At 66.1% G+C, this 18,042-nt stretch carries 12 protein-coding genes; 5 read left to right on the top strand and 7 right to left on the bottom strand.

The annotated features are described in order from the left end of the window. Nucleotides 1-33: 33 nt before the first annotated feature. Together ACFTWF_RS42715 and ACFTWF_RS42710 are read left to right on the top strand one after the other, a co-directional pair. Nucleotides 34-393 carry a universal stress protein gene (locus tag ACFTWF_RS42715; protein ID WP_378467105.1) on the top strand — a complete coding sequence of 120 codons (360 nt, stop codon included), beginning with the start codon at nucleotides 34-36 and terminating at the stop codon, nucleotides 391-393. A 203-nt stretch (nucleotides 394-596) separates the two neighbouring features. Continuing rightward, nucleotides 597-2,381 (top strand): ABC transporter substrate-binding protein, encoded by a 1,785-nt coding sequence (locus tag ACFTWF_RS42710; protein ID WP_378467103.1) that lies wholly within the window; start codon nucleotides 597-599, stop codon nucleotides 2,379-2,381. Here ACFTWF_RS42710 and ACFTWF_RS42705 read toward each other — a convergent pair whose 3' ends face one another. From ACFTWF_RS42705 to ACFTWF_RS42685, 5 genes are all read right to left on the bottom strand, one after another. After that, complete coding sequence (locus ACFTWF_RS42705; protein ID WP_378467102.1) at nucleotides 2,382-2,987, bottom strand: hypothetical protein; 606 nt, start codon at nucleotides 2,985-2,987, stop codon at nucleotides 2,382-2,384. It abuts the gene before it with no gap. Nucleotides 2,988-3,056: 69 nt separating this feature from the next. Beyond that, the gene (locus ACFTWF_RS42700) at nucleotides 3,057-4,817 is read right to left on the bottom strand and encodes a hydantoinase B/oxoprolinase family protein (RefSeq protein WP_378467101.1); all 1,761 of its coding nucleotides are present in this window, start codon (nucleotides 4,815-4,817) and stop codon (nucleotides 3,057-3,059) included. 5 nt (nucleotides 4,818-4,822) lie between these two features. Beyond that, entirely contained in the window at nucleotides 4,823-6,865 is a 2,043-nt protein-coding gene (locus ACFTWF_RS42695; protein WP_378467100.1) for a hydantoinase/oxoprolinase family protein, read from the bottom strand. A 492-nt stretch (nucleotides 6,866-7,357) separates the two neighbouring features. Further along, a complete protein-coding gene (locus ACFTWF_RS42690) occupies nucleotides 7,358-7,774 on the bottom strand; it encodes a RidA family protein (RefSeq protein WP_378467099.1) in 417 nt (138 codons plus the stop codon). Nucleotides 7,775-7,809: 35 nt separating this feature from the next. Beyond that, nucleotides 7,810-9,213, bottom strand: coding sequence for an NAD(P)/FAD-dependent oxidoreductase (locus tag ACFTWF_RS42685; RefSeq protein WP_378467098.1), 1,404 nt, complete (start codon nucleotides 9,211-9,213; stop codon nucleotides 7,810-7,812). Between the two features lie 234 nt (nucleotides 9,214-9,447). Here ACFTWF_RS42685 and ACFTWF_RS42680 point away from each other — a divergent pair, with 234 nt between their 5' ends. Next, nucleotides 9,448-10,941 carry a PucR family transcriptional regulator gene (locus tag ACFTWF_RS42680; protein WP_378467097.1) on the top strand — a complete coding sequence of 498 codons (1,494 nt, stop codon included), beginning with the start codon at nucleotides 9,448-9,450 and terminating at the stop codon, nucleotides 10,939-10,941. A gap of 16 nt (nucleotides 10,942-10,957) precedes the next feature. Here ACFTWF_RS42680 and ACFTWF_RS42675 read toward each other — a convergent pair whose 3' ends face one another. After that, on the bottom strand, nucleotides 10,958-12,934 hold the full coding sequence (locus ACFTWF_RS42675) for an FAD-dependent oxidoreductase (RefSeq protein ID WP_378467096.1): 1,977 nt from the start codon (nucleotides 12,932-12,934) through the stop codon (nucleotides 10,958-10,960). 347 nt (nucleotides 12,935-13,281) lie between these two features. Here ACFTWF_RS42675 and ACFTWF_RS42670 point away from each other — a divergent pair, with 347 nt between their 5' ends. Together ACFTWF_RS42670 and ACFTWF_RS42665 are read left to right on the top strand one after the other, a co-directional pair. Further along, the gene (locus ACFTWF_RS42670; protein ID WP_378467095.1) at nucleotides 13,282-14,664 is read left to right on the top strand and encodes an MFS transporter; all 1,383 of its coding nucleotides are present in this window, start codon (nucleotides 13,282-13,284) and stop codon (nucleotides 14,662-14,664) included. After that, entirely contained in the window at nucleotides 14,661-16,112 is a 1,452-nt protein-coding gene (locus tag ACFTWF_RS42665) for an NAD-dependent succinate-semialdehyde dehydrogenase (protein ID WP_378467094.1), read from the top strand. Before ACFTWF_RS42670 ends, ACFTWF_RS42665 begins: the two co-directional genes overlap by 4 nt. A 415-nt stretch (nucleotides 16,113-16,527) precedes the next feature. Here the strand turns inward: ACFTWF_RS42665 and ACFTWF_RS42660 are convergent, their stop codons facing one another. Beyond that, entirely contained in the window at nucleotides 16,528-17,937 is a 1,410-nt protein-coding gene (locus ACFTWF_RS42660) for a PEP-utilizing enzyme (RefSeq protein ID WP_378467093.1), read from the bottom strand. Nucleotides 17,938-18,042: the final 105 nt, after the last annotated feature.

Below are 18,042 nucleotides of genomic sequence, written 5' to 3'. Positions count from 1 at the left end.
CCGACACCCCGCACACCCACAGACAAGGACGCCATGACAGTCATCGTCGCCGTACCCGACAGCGCAGAAGGAACCCACGCCTTCACCGCAGCAATCACCGAGGCCAGACAACTCGCCACCGAACTCGTGGTCGTCAACCTGGGACTGACCACACTCGAACTCCCCGAACACGACGGCGCGGTGCCCGTCACCGTCGTCGACCGCCACGGACGCGGCGACCGCGACCCCGTCGACGCCGTCCTCGACGAGATCGACCACCGCAACGCCATCCGCCTGGTCATCGGCGTCAAGCGGCGCAGCGCAGTAGGCAAAGCCCTCCTCGGCAGCATCAGCCAACGACTGCTCCTCAACGCCCCCGTGCCCGTACTCGCGATCAAACCACCCGAGGACTGAACGGCTCGTCTGCCCGTTCTCCGAGGCAACGGTCCAACGTTGAGGTCGCCGGATCGAACTCGGCACGTGTGGGTGTCAGTGATGCGCGGCCGCGGCAAGGACGACTCAGTCGGGCGCACGAGCCGCAACGCCCGCCACGCTCGATTCGCAGCAGCGTCAGCCGCGAAACATAGAATGGAAGCCTCTTCGAAGGAGGTGACAGCATGCCAAAGGACCGACCGGCCGGTCCGGATAGCCGCGAGTCGCCTCCTGGGATCTTCGAGGTTCGTGTCCTCCATGACGGATCGATCTCGGGCCTCCACGGCGACATGGTCGATCCTGCCCTCGAGGATCTCGCGCTCGGGTTCCTGACCGAGGACCTTTCCCGAGTCGAATTCATCTGGACCGGGTCCCGGATACCTCTGCGGATCTCCATTCACCGCTCGCAGCGCCGAGGCCACCGCTCGGCACGCATCGTCGGCGAACAGTGCCGCGAACTACCGTTGAGAATTACGCTGCGCGAACTCGATGTAGTGACGTTGCTGATCGCAGGGTTGACCAATCCTGCCATCGCAGCGGCCTTGCACATCAGCCCTCGGACGGTGACCACTCACCTCGATCACGTCATGCGGAAGTTCGGGGTGACCAATCGATCTGCGGTCGCGACCATAGCGTTGGACCGCGGCCTCATCGGGCTGCCCTTGCCGATCGGCACCGACGGCTTGGATCAGTTGGCGATCGGCCGGATGGTGCGTTCCTCGGGGACGTTGCCGTCCCGCGCGTTGTCGGCCACGGGTCGTTCCTTGTCCGTCGATCCGATCCGCATCGGCGCTCTCATCCCGTCACAAGGAAGGGCGAGCGCCGACGCCATGGCGATGCTGGGCGGCGCCCAGCTGGCGATCGAGCAGATCAACGCCCGAGGCGGTATACAGGATCGACTGCTGCAGATGGACATCGCCGACGTCGATGCCGATGACGAGACCAGCGCCCGCACCGCGATCGACGCCCTACTGCGGCAACGGCCCGCTGCCATCACCTCCGGGTATCTCGCCGGGCAGCTGCCGGTGATGAGCGCGTCGGCGACGGACGGAATTCCCTTCCTGCATTCCTCGGCGTCCTCGTTGCTCGGTGACCTCGTTGCCGACGACGTGCGTCGTCACCACGGCGTGTTCCAGTTCAGCCCCGACGACGACGACTACGCACCTTGTTGTGTCTCGTTCCTGACGCAGCTCCGGGAGAGCGGATCGTTGAACCCTCGCTCGAATCGGATCTGTTTCGTGATCCAATCACGATGGGAATTCATCGATCTCGGTATCGAGTGCGCGACTCGCGAGGCAGTAGCGGCCGGATGGGAACCGGTCGTCGTCAAGGCGTCCGGCAGCGACGGCGACAGTGCGTGGGCCGCAGCGGCCCGCACCGTGCAGGGCAGTGCGCCCGCCGCCGTCATGGTCGGAAGTTACTTTCCGCAGGACCTCTCCGCATTCGTCCGCGAATTCCTGAAGGCACCATCGGACACGCTGATCTATTCGACCTACGCTCCGTCCGTCCCCGGCTTCCGGGAGTCTCTGGGCGCGAAGTGCGAAGGACTCCTGTGGTCCGCGACGACCGGGACATACGCAGACGAGCTGGGGGCCGAGTTCTCCCGCACCTACCGTGCCCGCTTCGGCCGGTCGCCGGGTCGGTCTCATGCAGGGATCGCGTACGACCGGATCCACATCCTCGCCCAGGCCTGGCGGCAGGTTTCCGATGTGCGCGACTTCGACGACGTTGCCGACCGACTGTCGGAGACCCGGTATCGAGGGGTGAACGGAGCGTACGCGTTCGACCCGTGCAAGCACCGAACCCTCAGTCTCGGCAGAGCGTCGCGCGACCCGTCCCTCGCGCAGGCGCACACGATCTTTCAGATTCAGGGCGGGCGCGACATCCTCGTCTCGCCGACTCCGTACGCCACCGGGCGCTTCATTCCGCCGCCCTGGGTGCCGGGTGCCGCAGCCGGCCGAGGTTCCTGATCACCGACCGATGCTCTGCCGCCACGCGGCCAGGGTGGCACGGTCGACCGCCATCGGGTTCTCCCGTTCACGGCTGTCGATCTCGCCGCTGGTGAGATCGATGGTCAGCGCGGAATGAAGGCCTTTGAGCTCGACCCTTGTCTCGCGGGTGGCCAGCACTCGTTGATCGGGGTCCCCGTGAACGTGTGTCCAGACGACGCCACGGTCGGGATCGATCAGCGCCACGCCGATTTCCCACGCCAGCACGCATTGATCCGCACCCGGGCGGGGGTGGAACCGCACGGCGTGGGTCCCGATCGTCGCCCCGGGGCCCTCGTCGGCGGTGCCGCCTCGTCCCACACTGCCGATGCGATCCACCTCGGCGATCACGTCGATCGTCGGACCGTCTCGCCGGGCGAGCACGATCTGCGAACCCTCGGCTCCCATCATGCAGGCCCACGTCCCGCTCGCGTACGCGTCCACGAAGGCGCACCCGACCGAGTTCAGGAGGACCGACTGTTCTCCGTCCGGAGTGGTCACGGTGAGCTCGGAGTGGTCACCGAGCCCTATCGATCCCCATCCGGTGTCCCACGTATCGCCCTTCCACAGGGCGCTTCCGTTACTCACTTCGACCATCCTCTCGGTGCGACGCCCGGGGTTGCGGGGCGGTCGAGCCCCGCAACCCCGGGCTGTTCGTCAGTGGGCCGCTCGTGCGACGCGTGTCGCGTCGGCATCGACCCGAAGGTCGTCGGTGAGGACGACGCCGTAATCACTCTCGGCGCGGGCGCGGCTGACCACGTCGTTGCGCACGTCCTCCGCGACGAGCTCGGCGTCGCGCGTCAACGGGTCGCCCCACCCACCACCACCGCCGCTCTCGAAGACGAACGATTCACCGGCCCTGAACTGGATGCCACCGAGCATCTGGGGGAGCCAGTTTCCGTCGTCGTCGAGCCCGCCGACGGTTTCGATGGATCCGTCTGCCTTGCGCCGCAACTGCTTCTGACGACTGCCCGATCCACCACCGTTGGTTCCGGGCGATCCCTCTCGGGTGCGGGACGATTCCATGGTGATGATCTGGCCGGTGCCGATGAATTCGACCTCCATGCGCACGCCCGCACCTCCGCGGTACCTACCCGGGCCCGCCGAGTCCTCGATCATCTGGAACGAGTTGTACCGCAATGGGAACAGCATCTCCGCTGTCTCGGCGGGAAGATTCTGGCAGTTGCCCAGCGGGTCCATCGTCACGTGCATGCCGTCGTTGAACGGTGTGCCGCCCCACCCACCGGCCGGAAGGTCGGAGAACACGTGGTTCTCGTCGGTGGCCGGGTCGATGACACTCGCGGTGAACCAGTTGGCATCCGAGTAGGTGGAGGCCACACTGCGATCCGGGATTGCGATCGCGATGGCCGACCAGATGCCGCCGGTGACCTTGGACGAGGCCGCCGTGGTACATCCCAGCGTCGGTGCGGGCCAGATCGGGTTGAGCCACGTCCCCTCGGGGACGGTGAAGTCGATCTGTCGATACATGCCGGCATTCGCCGGGGCCTGCGGGTCCAGGAAGAACTTCAGCGAGTAATAGATCGCCGAGACGGTATTCGCCAACGGTGAGTTGATCGGACCGAGGCACTGCTTGTCCGAGCCGGTCATGTCGACGTGGACGCGGTCACCGCTCACCTCCAGCTTCACCTTGATGCGAACCGGCTCCTCGCTGTAGCCGTCGGAATCGATGTAGTCCTCACCGTAATAGACGCCGTCCGGGATCTGCTCGATCGCCTTCTGGGTGCGGCGCTGCGTGTAGTCGAGGATTTCCCGCATGCCTTCCCGCATGACGTCGACGCCGTAGCGTTGTGCGAGTCGTCGCATTTCGTCCCGGCACGCCCAGAGTGAAGCCAGCTGGGCCTGGACGTCACCTTCGACGTACTGCGGGGTGCGCGTGCCATTCTTGATGATGTCCATCAGATCCCGGTTCAGGACACCGGCGGATGCGAGCTTGACCGGCGGCAACCGGAATCCCTCGCCGGCGATGTGCGAGTCCATCGTCTGCCCGACGTCGGTCCAGTGGGCCCGACTCACGGCGTAGGCGATCAGGTCGCCTTCGAAGTAGATGGGTGTGGTCAAGGTGACGTCGGGCGTGTGGGTTCCGCCGAGGTAAGGATCGTTGAGAATGACCACGTCGCCGTCCCCGAGCGTCTCCCGCGGGAACTTGGCCAGCGAGGCGCGCGCGCTGTAGTGCATGGCGGCGATGTGTACCGGGCAGTTGGCCGTCTGTCCGATCAGCTCCACGTCGGGGTCGAACACGGCACTGGAGAAGTCGACCATGTCGTAGATGATCGGTGAGAAGGACGCCTTCTGGAGCACCTGGGACATGCGTTCGCACGCGTAGTCGAATCCGCGGCGCAGCACCTCGAAGGTGACCGGGTCGAGTTTGCGCGAGGCGGCGGTGGTGGTGTCGGTCATGTCGGTCACTGATCCTTCTTGCTCTCGAGGATGATGTTGCCGTACTGGTCAACTCGAACTCTCGCGGCCGGCGGCACGACGACGCCGCCGTGCGCCTGCTCGATGATGGTGGGTCCGTCGACTTCGAGGCCGATCGGCGTCGAGTCCGGGCCGTAGACGTCGATCTCGACGAATGCGCCGTCGAAGTACACACGCCGACGCGTGGGCTCGGCGGTGCCGCCGGCCGCTGCCCCGACCATGGCGGATTCGGCGGGCTTGGCCGTCCTGCCGATCGCCGTAATGCGCAAATTCACCACAGCCACAGGGAATTCTGTTGAGTAGACGCCGTATTCCTGCTCGTGCGCGTGGTAGAACGCCTTGGTGATCTCGTCCAACGACCGATCGGAGAGCGTGCCGTCCGGAAGGGGTGTCGACACCTCGTAGGACTGGCCGATGTAACGCATCGCGGCGAACCGACCGATCTCGACCGTGTCCGCGTTGGCTCCGTCCCTGGCCAGCAGCTCGCGCGCCTGAGCCTCGAGATTGTCGAGCGCAACGTTGAACTCGTCGATGCTCACGTCGGCGAAGGGATGGTAGAACGTCCCCTCGAGGTCGTGCCGCACGTCCATCGTGATGGCCCCGAAGGCGCATGCGACACCGCCGTACGGAGGAATGATGATCTTGTCCACTCCTGCGCCTCGTGCCGTTTCGAACGCGCTCAACCCGCCTGCTCCGCCGAACGCGACCATGGCGTGGTCGCGGGGATCGCGACCGCGGTCGCTCGAGACCATGCGAATTGCGCCTGCCATGTTCTCGGACAGGATCGCGAGGATGCCCTCGGCGCACTCGTGGATCGTCATGCCCAGCGGGTCGGCGACGGTCGCGATAGCCTTCTCCGCGGCCTCGACGTCGAGGGTGAACTTGCCACTGAGGTCCGGGCTGATCCGGCCGAGGACGAGGTTCGCGTCGGTGACGGTGGGCCGGTGGCCTCCCCGGCCGTAACAGGCCGGTCCGGGGACAGCGCCCGCGCTTTCGGGCCCCACGCGCAGCGATCCGCCCGAGTCGATCCACGCGATGGAACCTCCGCCGGCGCCGATGCTGCGGATGTCGAGCATCGGCACGATGACCGGCATTTCCCATTCGAGTTCGTACTCGTCGGTCACCAGCCCGCGGCCGTGCTCCATGAGCGCCGCCTCGAAGCTGGTGCCACCCACGTCCGTGACGATCAGATTCGGCGAGTCGAGCAGCGCGGCGAGGTAGGCGCCGGCCGCGACGCCGCCGGCCGGCCCGGATTCGATCAGTTCCTCCGGATGTTCCTTCGCACTCTCGGCGCGCATCATGCCGCCGTTGCTCTTGACGATGTAGAGCGGAGCCGTCGAGCCTTCCGCTTCCAACTTGGATTCGAGCCGGGTCATGTAATCGCCGACCACAGGCATCATGGCCGCGCGGATCGCGGTGGTGACGAAGCGCCCGAGCTCGCGGACCTTGGGGCGGGTCTCGGAGGACAGCGCGATCGTGGCGTCGGGAATCACGTCCAGCAGGATCTTGCGGGCCAGTTGCTCGTGATGACCACTGTTGTAGCCGTTGATGAATGCGACGGCGATGTTACGGATACCGCGGTCGCGGATCTTCGCTGCCGTCGCACGAAGCTCGTCTTCGTCGAGGGGTGTCACGACAGTGCCGTCCGCGCCGAGTTTCTCGGTGACGGTGTAGCGATTGGCGCGGCTGATGAGCGGTTTGGGCTTGACCTGGTAGGGGTCGTAGAGAGCTTGCCGACGCTGTCGGCCGATCTCCAGTACGTCACGAAAGCCGGCCGTGGTGATCAGTGCGGGCTCCGGATACTTGCGCTCCAGAAGGGCATTCGTCGCCACCGTGGTGCCGTGAACGATCGTCGAGATCTCACGCGGGGCAATTCCGGCGCTGCGCAACGCATTCAGCACGCCCAACGACAGATCCTCCGGGGTGGAGAGCACCTTCGCGGTACGCACACCCGATGCCGTGGGATTGGCTTCATCCAAGGCGTACAGGTCCGTGAAAGTGCCACCGATATCTACTCCGATGCGGAACATTGGTCTCCTTTGCCAGGGACAACAGGCCTCACAACCGGGCTACGAGCCTGGTGGATCCTCACCGCCGACGGCGGGTGGCCTGTCATCGTGTCCGTGCTCACTGAAGTTACAGAGATCACATCGGGACGACATCGGACGATTTACGTATGTGTGAGCGGAAGGCAGGTGTGCAACACTCCAGGTGTCCCGTTCTCGCCGGCGATAGACACTTGCCTCGTGCGTTCGATCAATCGGATCCAGCGCTCCCGGCCGCTCATCGAGTTGAGAACTCGCTCACCGGGTTCAATCCCGCACAGGGATCGAACAGGTGCGCCCATCATCAGCCGAAGCCCGGACCTCGACCGATGCGGCCATCCGCACCGCCGACGAGTAGCGGATAGCGCAGGGCATCAGCCCAGTACCCGCCGTCGGGTGAAACAGCTCGGTGACGCTCATCGACCCGCGGTCGCGGGCCGGTGAGCGTCACCGGATTGAGGGAAGAGCAGCTGCAGGTCAGTCCGTGAGGCAGCGGCGGCTCTGGACTACGGCGATGGCCTCGATCTCGATCAGCATCCCGGGAACGAGGAGGGCAGACGAGACGGCGGTCGAGGCGGGCCAGGGCTCCTGGAAGAACTCGCGCCGCACTTCCTTGAAGATCGTGTAGTTCTCGACGTCGGGAATATGGACCGTCATCTTGACGACGGACTCCAGACCCGCGCCGTGGGAACGAAGAGCTGCCTCGATGTTCCGGAAGGTCTGCCGGGTCTGCTCGACGAAACCCCCGGCCACCAATTCGCCGGCGTCGTCGAATCCGCCCTGTCCGGCGGTGTAGACGGTCTCCCCCACACGCACCGCCTGGCTGTACTCGGCGTTCTCGGCCCAGGTGAAGGGCGCCTTGCGGATCTCGATGATGTTGGTGTCTATCGTCATTCGGGTTCCTTAGACTCGGGTGATACGGAGCGAGATCAGCGGCCGCTGATCTTGTCGGCGATCGTGGCGGTGAGCGCGGTCTTCGGGCGTGGTGAGTCGGCTTCGTGCCGGTCCGCGAAGCGGTAGGCGGCATACAGTGCCGACGCGCCGATCCAGCGGATCGGTTCGACCTCCCACCGGCGGGCGTGCCGGCCCACCCAGGGCAGTCGGGTCAATTCGCTGTCCTGGCCGAGGATCAGGTCCCTCAGCGTGCGGGCGGCGAGATTCGTGCCCGTCAGTCCGTGCCCGACGTAGCCACCGGCACTGGCGATTCCGGTGGTGCGGTCGAAGTTTACCGCGGCACACCAATCGCGGGGTACGCCGAGCACCCCGCTCCACGTGTGTTGAATGGACGACGCGGACACTGCCGGGAACATCGATTGCAGCTTCTCCATCAGCTGTCCCACCGCCTTGCGGGCCGTGCTCCCGGCCGGGTCGAAGGACGACGCGAAGTTGTAGGGAACGCCGCGCCCGCCCAGTGCGATCCGGCCGTCGGCGGTGCGTTGACTGTAGGCGAAGCTGTGCCCCATGTCGCCCACCAATTCGGCGCCCGGCCATCCGATGTCTGCCCAGACCGAGGCGGGCAGCGGCTCGGTGACGATCATGCTGCTGTTCATCGGCATCAGTTTCCTGCGCTGACCCGACAGGCTGTCGGTGTAGCCCTCCAGCGCCTGCACGACATAACGCGCCGTGACCGTTCCCCGCGTCGTCGTCACCGCGCCCGGCGAAATACTCTGGGCCGTGGTGTCTTCATAGATCGTGACGCCGAGCCGTTCCACCGCTTCCGCCAGTCCCACCGTGAACTTTGAGGGATGGATGCGTGCGCAATGCGGTGTCCAGAACGCGCCTCGCGCTCCCGATACCCGCACCCTGTCGTCGAGTTCGGACGGCGTCAGGAGGAACAGGTCCTCCTTTCCCCATCCTTCGTTGCGAAGTTGATCGACGTGGTGGGTCAGGCGGTGAAGCTGCGCCTCGTTGGTCGCCACATGGATCAGGCCGTCCTTCTCGATGTCGGCGTCGATCCCCTCCCGCTCCGCGACGGAGACCACTTCGTCGATCGTGGTGAACATGTTGTGCTGCAGTCGGGTGGCCGACTCGATGCCGTGGGTCTTCGCGTATCGGCGGAACTGGCCGGCCGGCTCCCCGCTCAACCATCCGCCGTTGCGTCCGGAGGCGCCGTACCCGGCGAACTCCTTCTCGACGATCGCGATCTTCAGCTCGGGTGACGCCGTGGCCAGGTAGTACGCCGTCCACAGTCCGGTCAGCCCGGCGCCGACGATCGCGACATCGACGTCGATCGATCCCGGCAACGGTGATCGCCGCGACGGCGTGCCGGTTTCCCGGAACCAGAAGGACACGTCGCCGTTCGCGAAGTCGCTGGTTCTCTGCAAGGTTTCCATCTCTGCTATCCCGTCCATTCGAGGGGCCTGTTCGGCCATGGGGAGTGGGTCCTGCCACCGGACCGAGCGACAGCGGGTCGACTCGGCATCCACGGCTTCGGCAAGAATCTGGATCTGACGTTATGCGAGAGACCGGTAAACATCGATTGTGCTGGAGTATGAATTCTGGGCCTTTCGACATACTGTGGTCGGGTACGCAGGTACCGCTCAGGCGTACCGGAAGACGAGGTGGACGTGTCGGAGTTGTCGGTGGGCGATCTGGTCGCGATGCGGCAATTGGGGTGCCGGACGCTCGCCGGTCTGGGCGGCCTGGACCGCAAGGTGGTGTGGGCGCACTCCTGCGAGCTGGACGACCCGTGGAACTGGCTGGCGGCGGACGAATTGCTGATGACCACCGGCATCTGCGTTCCTGCCGACGAGAGCCGTCAGGTCGAGCTCATTCGACAGCTGGCGCGGGCAGGCATCGCCGGGATAGCGGTCGGTGACGACATGAAAGCACCCCCGTTGACGGACGCGATGCTCGCCGAGGCGGACGCTCTCGATTTTCCGGTGCTCACCGTGTCCCATTCGACCCCGTTCTCGGCTCTTGGCCGCACCGTTGCCGTGGCCAGTCAGAGTGAACAGATCAGCCGGATCGCCCGGTTGAGTCGGCTGTACGAGGCGGCGCGCTCGGCGACGATGGCCGACTCGTCGCTGCTGGAACGTCTGTCCGCGGAACTCGGCTACGAATTGCACGTGGTCGACGTGGAGTACCGCACCGAGGTGCTGGGCCGGGAGGGCCGAATCGACGGGGACACGATTCGCGCGTTGTGCCATCGGCTCGAAGGTCGGCTCGACAGGCTGCCTGCGCGCCTCGCCGTCGAGGTCGGGGACACCCTGGCCGCGACCGCGTTCCCGCTGCCGACCCACCGCACGTGCATGCTGGTCGCCGCCGGAACGTCCGACGTCGATCTCGACGCGTTCGGCCTGCTGCACGCGCAGAGCCTGATCGGAATCGAGGTGGAGCGGGCCACCCGCCAGCGCGAGCGTGACGATGCCCTCGGGGCGGCGTTGTTCCAGCAGATCATCGACGGGACGCTGGGATCGGATGCCGCGCAGCCCCGCCTCGAGCAGACCGGACTCGCCGACCGCGAATGGATGGTGATCGGATTCGACTCCCCGCATCTCCGGGCCGCCCGTATCGTTCTCGGCGACAACGAGATCGCGAGTCTGTCGTGTGTGGTGGGCGAAGAGGGCTATCTGATGTCTGCCGCGGCCGACATCGATGTGATCGTCGAATTGCTGGGCCCGCACATCCCCCACATGGGTCTGTCGGCGGGCACGTCCACCCTCCAGCGTGTGCCCGACAGTGTCCGGCAGTCGCGCTGGGCACTGCAGGCAGCGCGTGCGGACGGTAGCGCTGTCGCGGAGTATTCCACTGCGGCCCCCCTGTTCCTGCCCCGCACGCTCAGCGAGGCGCAATTCGCGGCGCGCGCGATCCTCGGTGAACTGATGGACCACGACGAGAAGAATCAGACGCAGTTGGTCGAGACACTCGACGCGTTCTTGACGGCCGACCGGAGCTGGTCGGCCACGGCGGCGAAGCTGATGATTCACCGCCAGACATTGGCGTACCGGCTCAAGAGGATCGAGGCGCTCACGGGTCGCAGTACGAAGAGCTCGGCAGACATCGCATCGTTCTGGATGGCCTTGATCGCGCTGAGGATCAGTCGCGGCGGAATGGAATAGCGCCGACCCCGGTCCGTCAGAGGCCGCTCGCCACCCGCAGCCCCTCCAGCGTCGCCTCCTCGACGGTGCGCGGAGCCATGCAGTCGCCGATCGCGTGGACGGGAACACCGGTTCCTTCGAGGGCGCGAAGCAGACCGTCCTCCTGCCGGTGACCCAGCGCGAGGACCAGGCCGGCGACGTCGTCGATGATCACGGGCTGGGAGGTCAGCGTGTTCTGCAGGTACACCGTGTCGTCGTCGGCGCCGTAGAGACGCACGTTGGTGACGATGTCGACGTTCGCCTCGAACACGGCGGCGAGCATGGCGTTTCGCGTGTACTGCTGCAACAGCTCGCCGGCGGCGTTTCCGTTCACACAGAGCGTGACCTTGCGGCCCCCGCTCCGGGCGATCATCTCGGCGACACCGAGTCCGGTCCAGTCGCATCGCCAGTCGGCGATCACGATGCGCCCCTTGGGCAGGTCGGCTGCGGCGCTCTTCACGACGTCCCAGGCGTCGAACACGGGAAGGGTCCCGTCGAGTTCGAGAGCGGGCCGGTACGGCACCGCCCCGGTCGCGACCACAATCTCGTCCGGCGATTCTCGTCGCACGAGGTCGGGGTCGACGCGCACACGGGTCTTCACCTCCACCCCGGATCGTTCGATCTCGGCGAGCAGGTTCGTGACGGCGCCACCGAATTCGGCACGGTGCGGGAGGCGTTCGGCGAGGAGCACCTGACCACCGACGCGGCCCGCGGCCTCGTACAGGGTGACGCGGTGCCCGCGTTGCGCGGCGACCGCGGCGGCCTTCATCCCGGCGGGTCCGCCTCCGACGACCATGACCTTCTTGGAAGCCTGTGCGGGCGTGGGTCGTCCGAACTGCAATTCGCGTCCGGTCTCGGGTCGTTGGATGCAGCTGATGGGATAGCCCAGATGGAAGTGGCCGATGCACGCCTGATTGCAGGCGATGCATGCGCGGATCTCGTCGACTCGGCGGGTCTCGGCCTTGACCGGGAGGTCGGGGTCGCAGATGAGGGCGCGGGTCATCGCACACGCGTCGGCCTGCCCCGTGGAGAGGACGGTCTCGGCTTCGTGCGGCTGGTTGATCCGGCCGGCGACGAGGACGGGGACCGACACCTCCTTCTTGATTCGCGCCGCGGAGGGGGCGGTGTACGCCGCCTCGTACGCCATGGGGGCGACGATGTGCGTGGAACCGCTCTGGCTGGCCGAGGTCCCCTCGGTGACGTTGAGATAGTCGATGTATCCGTCCGCGTCGAGGGTCCGGCACAACTCGAGGATTTCGCCGGGCTCGGTGCCGTCGACGGTGCGCTCGTCCGCCGAGACGCGCACGCCGACCACGAAGTCGGGCCCGACAGCCTCCCGGACGGCCTCGGCGGTCTCACGGAGCATGCGCATGCGGTTCTCGAGGCTGCCCCCGTACCGGTCGTCGCGGAGGTTGATCCCCGGGTTGAGGAACTGGGCGGGCAGGTAACCGTGGCTCGCCGTGATCTCCACGCCGTCGAGGCCGGCCTTCTTCAGCCTCAGCGCGCCGCTCGCGTACCCCGCGACGATCTCCTCGATGAGGTCGATGCTCAGGGCCCGGGGCATGACGTGGAACCGTTCGTTCGGCACCGCCGACGGTGCGAGCGCGACCGGGAGGGCGCCGTCCTGCGACTCCATGATCTCGCGGCCGGGATGGAAGATCTGCGAGATCAGCTTGCAGTCGTGCTCGTGGACCACCTCGGCCAGCCGCCGGTAGCCGGGGATGCAGCCGTCGTCGGTGACCATCAGCACGTGGGACGTGTAGCGGGCCGTCTCGTGGATGCCGGCGACCTGCATGATGATCAGACCGGCTCCGCCCTCGGCGCGGGCTCGGTGATAGGCGATCAGTTGTTCGGTGATCTGGCCGTCGTGCGCCATCACCGTGTCGTGGCCCGACGAGAAGATGCGGTTCTTGAGCTCGAGCGACCCCACGCCGAGGGGGCTGAACAACGACGGGAAATCGATCGCGGTCGACATAGAGGGCCTTCCTGTCTCACGCCGGCACTCCGACTCTCGGCGGACCTCGGCGCGACGAATGGTGCGCGGCAATACGTGGTGACAGTGTCATAGGCAGCCCCTCCTGCACACTCGTACGACGGCACGGAATTCATCGCAGCAGTCATACTTGGGTACAACCCCGGCCTACTCCCCGGACCTGAGCTGGGCATCCTCCTCGGTCTCATACAGTCGAACGATTCACGGTGGCGTTTTTGTACCCCGGCACGATATCGGCGGGCGTCGCGGTCCCTTATGGTTTCGATCAATCCCGCATTTCGCGTGCACGCGGCGCCACCGTCGCGGAAACCACATCCTCGAGGAACTTGATGAACACTTTCGACGTCATGGACGAAGCGCCGACGTCGCGCTTCCATCGGAAACTGCTGATCGCCTGTTGCGGTGGCCCCTTTCTCGACGGCTACGTCCTGAGCATCATCGGAGTCGCCCTGGTCGGTATCAAGGCCGACCTGATGCCGTCGAGCGCCGAGGTCGGCCTCATCGGCGCCGCGTCCCTGATCGGCATCTTCTTCGGCGCGACCCTGTTCGGCGCCCTCACCGACCGGATCGGCCGGGAGAAGATGTACGCCCTCGACCTGACCGTCCTGGTCGGTGCCTGCGTGTTGTGCATCTTCGTCCAGGAGGCCTGGCAGTTGATCGTGCTGCGCCTGATCATCGGTCTCGCGATCGGTGCCGACTACCCGATAGCGACCTCGCTGCTCACCGAGTTCACCCCGACGAAGAAGCGCGGCTTCATGATCGGGCTCACCGGGGTGAGCTGGTCGGTCGGCGCAGCATTCGCCTACATCGTCGGCGCGGTCATCGTCGGCGCCTCCGGTGGCCACGACCAGTGGCGCTGGATGCTCGGAACCTCTGCCGTCCTGGGGGTCGTCGTCGTCCTCGCCCGCCGCGGCATTCCCGAATCGCCCCGCTGGCTGCTCAACAAGGGGCGCGTCGCCGAGGCGGAGTCGGTGATCATGACGGTGTACGGCCGCAAACTCGACCTCACCGGTGAGGCTCCGGCCGAATCCAGCGGAAAGAAGGCATCGTTCGGTGCGATCCTGCGCGGCGGGTACCTGAAGAGGACCGTGATGTGCGGGACCTTGTACCTGGCACAGATCACCCCGCAGTACGCGCTGCTGACCTTCCTTCCGGTCATTCTCGCCGGCTTCGCGATCACCGATGCCGGTTCGGCGGGACTGGTCGTCGAGACCGTCATCATCGTCCTGTTCGCAGTCGGTTGCATCCCCGCGCTGCGCTGGGTCGAGACCATCGGCCGGCGGAAGATGACGATCATCCCGTTCGCGATCATGGCGCTGCCGCTGATCGCCCTGTGGCTGATACCCGACGGACCGGTGTGGATGATCGTCGTCGCCTTCTGCCTCTACGCATTCGCGTCCGGCGGACCCAGCATCCTGGAATGGATCTACCCGAACGAGCTGTTCCCCACCGAGATTCGCGCGACGGCCGTCGGCGCCGCCGTGGGCATCAGCCGCATCGGCGCCGCCACCGGCACCTATCTGCTGCCCATCAGCATCGACAGTCTCGGCATCGGCCCCACCATGGGATTCGGCGCGCTCCTCACCCTCGCCGGGTTCCTCGTCTGCTTCGCCTGGGCCCCCGAAACCGCCGGCCGCTCACTCGAGGAGACGTCCTCCGTCGCACCGAACGCGCGCCCCTCATCCACATCTTCCGAACAGGTGACCCGATGACCACCACCAGCAGCATCGTCGACGTCGTCCCCACCGACCTCTGGCTGGGCGGGCGGCAGGTGCCGGCCTCGTCCGGTGCCACTCTCCCGGTACGCGACCCCGCGACCGGCGAGATCATCGCCTATGTTGCCGACGCAGACCCCAGCGACGGCCTGCACGCCCTCGACCTGGCAACCGCGGCACAGAAGGAGTGGGCGTCCACCGCACCTCGAACCCGCGCGGACATTCTCCGGAACGCCTTCGACCTACTCCGGCAACGGAGCGAAGATTTCGCGCAGATCATGACGCTGGAGATGGGCAAGGCCCTGCAGGAAAGTCGCGGCGAGGTCGCCTACGGTGCCGAATTCCTGCGGTGGTTCAGCGAAGAAGCCGTCCGGCTCGCCGGCCGCTACACCGGCGCGCCGTCCGGCGGGGGCAGGATCCTCGTCACCAAGGCCCCGGTCGGTCCGGTTCTGGCCGTCACCCCGTGGAACTTCCCGCTCGCCATGGGCACCCGCAAGATCGGCCCGGCTCTCGCCGCCGGATGCACGATCATCGTCAAACCCGCCGAGGAAACCCCGCTGACGATGCTGCTGCTCGGCCAGGTCTTCGCCGACGCCGGCGTCCCTCCGGGCGTGTTGTCGATCGTGCCGACCTCCGATGCCGCGGCCCTCACCGGACCGCTGATCGATGATCCACGCCTGCGGAAGCTGACCTTCACCGGCTCGACTGCGGTCGGGAAACTGCTCGTCCGTAACTCCGCCGACCAGTTGCTGCGCACCTCGATGGAACTCGGTGGCAACGCCCCGTTCGTGGTCTTCGACGACGCGGACATCGATGCGGCCGTGGACGGTGCGATGGCGGCGAAGATGCGCAACGGTGGTCAGGCGTGCACCGCGGCCAACCGATTCCACGTCGCACGCTCCGTGGTCGACGAGTTCACCGACAAGCTCACCGCCCGGATCGCCGCCCTCCGGATCGGCCACGGCACCGACCCGGACACCGACGTCGGGCCTCTCGTCAACGAAGACCAGCGCACCATCGTCACCGACCTGGTCCGCGACGCCGTCGCCCGGGGTGCCCGGATCCGCACCGGTGGCCACGCCCCGGACGGCCCGGGATACTTCTACGCACCCACCGTCCTCGATCGTGTTCCCCGCGATGCCCGACTGCTGCGGGAAGAGATCTTCGGCCCCGTCGCGGCCGTGATCGGATTCGACACCGAGCAGGAGGGGATCGACGCCGCCAACGACACCGAGTACGGACTGGCCGCGTACTTCTACACCCGCGATCTCGACCGGGCACTGCGGGTGGCCGATGCCCTCGACACCGGCATGGTGGGAGTCAACCGCGGCATCATCTCCGACGCGGCCGCCCCCTTCGGCGGCGTCAAGCACTCCGGTTTCGGGCGCGAAGGCGGGAGCGAAGGGATCGAGGAGTACCTCGAGACCAAATACGTCGCACTGTGAATCTGGACTCGACACCACGGCGAGAAACGGGGGTCGCCGCTGCGGGACACTGAACCTGACGTATGCCCGTGATGCCGTCAACTCAGTGCTGCGAGCGATCGAACTGGCCGACACCCGCATCGCCGACTGGGACCTGTCGGTCACCGACTTCATCGCCGACAACGCCACCACCGGACGATTCGCCCTAGGGGAAGGCGAGACTTCCCTAGCCGAACTCGAGCGCGGCGGATTGACAGCGAATCTGACGACCTCCGACGGACGTTGCCCATCCCAACGTGCACGTCCGCCGACCATCGACGATGCCACCCCAGACGCTCCATCCCCACGCCGGTCAGGTGCGCCGCCGGGAGACCTCGGCGGCGCAGCCGGCGCGGCTGGCGCTCGCCAAGTCAGTTTCGGTGGAGAATACGCGATTCTACAGACGACCGAGGATGGTGACAGTTCCGTTCGTACCGTCGACGCGGATCCGATCGCCGTCCTGAATCACTCGAGAGCCGTTGCCGGTGTTGATAACACAAGGAATACCTAGTTCCCGGGCAACGATCGCGCCGTGGCTTGCTGTGCTCCCGATGTCGATCACGACAGCGTCCACGAGAGTGAAAAGCGGCGTCCAGCTCGGGTTGGTGCTGTAACAAACCAGGATGTCGCCATCTTCGAACAGGTCGTCGTCCTCCGTCGACACCAGTCGGGCCCTACCCTCGGCGATGCCGTTACTCGCTGCGATGCCTGTCAGCTCGCGGATGGCCGCTGTATCCACCGTGGCTTGGATCGGATCGGGTACGCCGTAGAAGGTCATGGGGATCTCGACTGCCTCGTATTCCCTCCGTCGTTGCCGACGAAACGACACTAGTTCCCGCACGTTCTCGGGCGGATCGGCGAGTTCCTCGATGGTCAGGAAGAAGACATCCTCGGAGTCGGCGAGCACCCCGGTCAGCTCGAACTGTTTGCCGACGCGACGCGCCGCGGCGCGGCAACCGTCCAACGCGATGTGATAGGAGGCCTTGCCGAGCTCGAGATTTCGGACCTGAGCAGCGGCTTGGTTGAACAAGAAGCGCGTGAGCCTGCGTTGAGGTCCTGACATGCCGGCCATCAGCTCGGCCTCTGCCTCCTTCCGCGCGTCCATCGCGGCCTGGCTGCGAGCAGCACCGTTGTCTGTGCGCGCGGTGACAGACCGCACCAGCGAGTGAAGTGGAGCGGGGTCTTCCCGCCACGACGACGTCCAGACCATTCCTTCGTTCGGCCCGTAGAACCCGTGCCGCGCGATGAAGGTGTCGAGGTCGATACGACCCGACCCGAGAGACCAGATATCTTCGGCCAAAGCAGATTCGGAGACATCCCCGAAACCGGCGAACAAGGTGAGGGCAAGCTCGGGCCGCCCGGACTTCTCGGCGACACCGACCAGGGCGCCCTGCACGCCCTGCAGAAAGGTTCGTACCCGGATATGAACGCTCATTGTCTCGTAAAAGCGTTGCCCGGCGGCGCGCAGGTCGGCGAGGGGATCACCGGAACCATCGCCGTGCAGTACGTCGTTTTGCCACCACGCGAGTGTGTCGTCGTGGAGCTGTCGGAGTTCGCGATTGGTCCGACGGTAAGCTCTGGGCAGCTTGGCAAGCATCGCCGGCACGCGTCGATTGCTACCCTTCTCGTCAGGCATCCCGCTTCGTACCGTTCCGCAGATGTCTCGCTCGAAGTCGTTCGGTGACGCCCCGGGAACCGACCCCATGAACGTGCGAACGTAGTCCACGTTGAGCGCGTGTCGGCCGTAGAAGGGTGAGGTCTGCCGACGATTCGGATCGTCGGGAAGGTAGACATCCTTCGAGCTCATGATTCCGAGGTCGCACCAGGCACGCCGGGTAGCGAGTTCGAAATTGTCCCAGATGCTCCAGTCGAGGGCCGCGAGGATGCCAGGCGTGACCTCACCTGTATTGGC

Origin of the sequence: Rhodococcus sp. NPDC056960 (assembly GCF_042674125.1) — a bacterium.
In the GTDB taxonomy this organism is placed as follows: Bacteria; Actinomycetota; Actinomycetes; order Mycobacteriales; family Mycobacteriaceae; genus Rhodococcus_F.
Note: the sequence above shows the minus strand (reverse complement) of the source record. Positions and strands in the feature narration are given on the sequence as shown.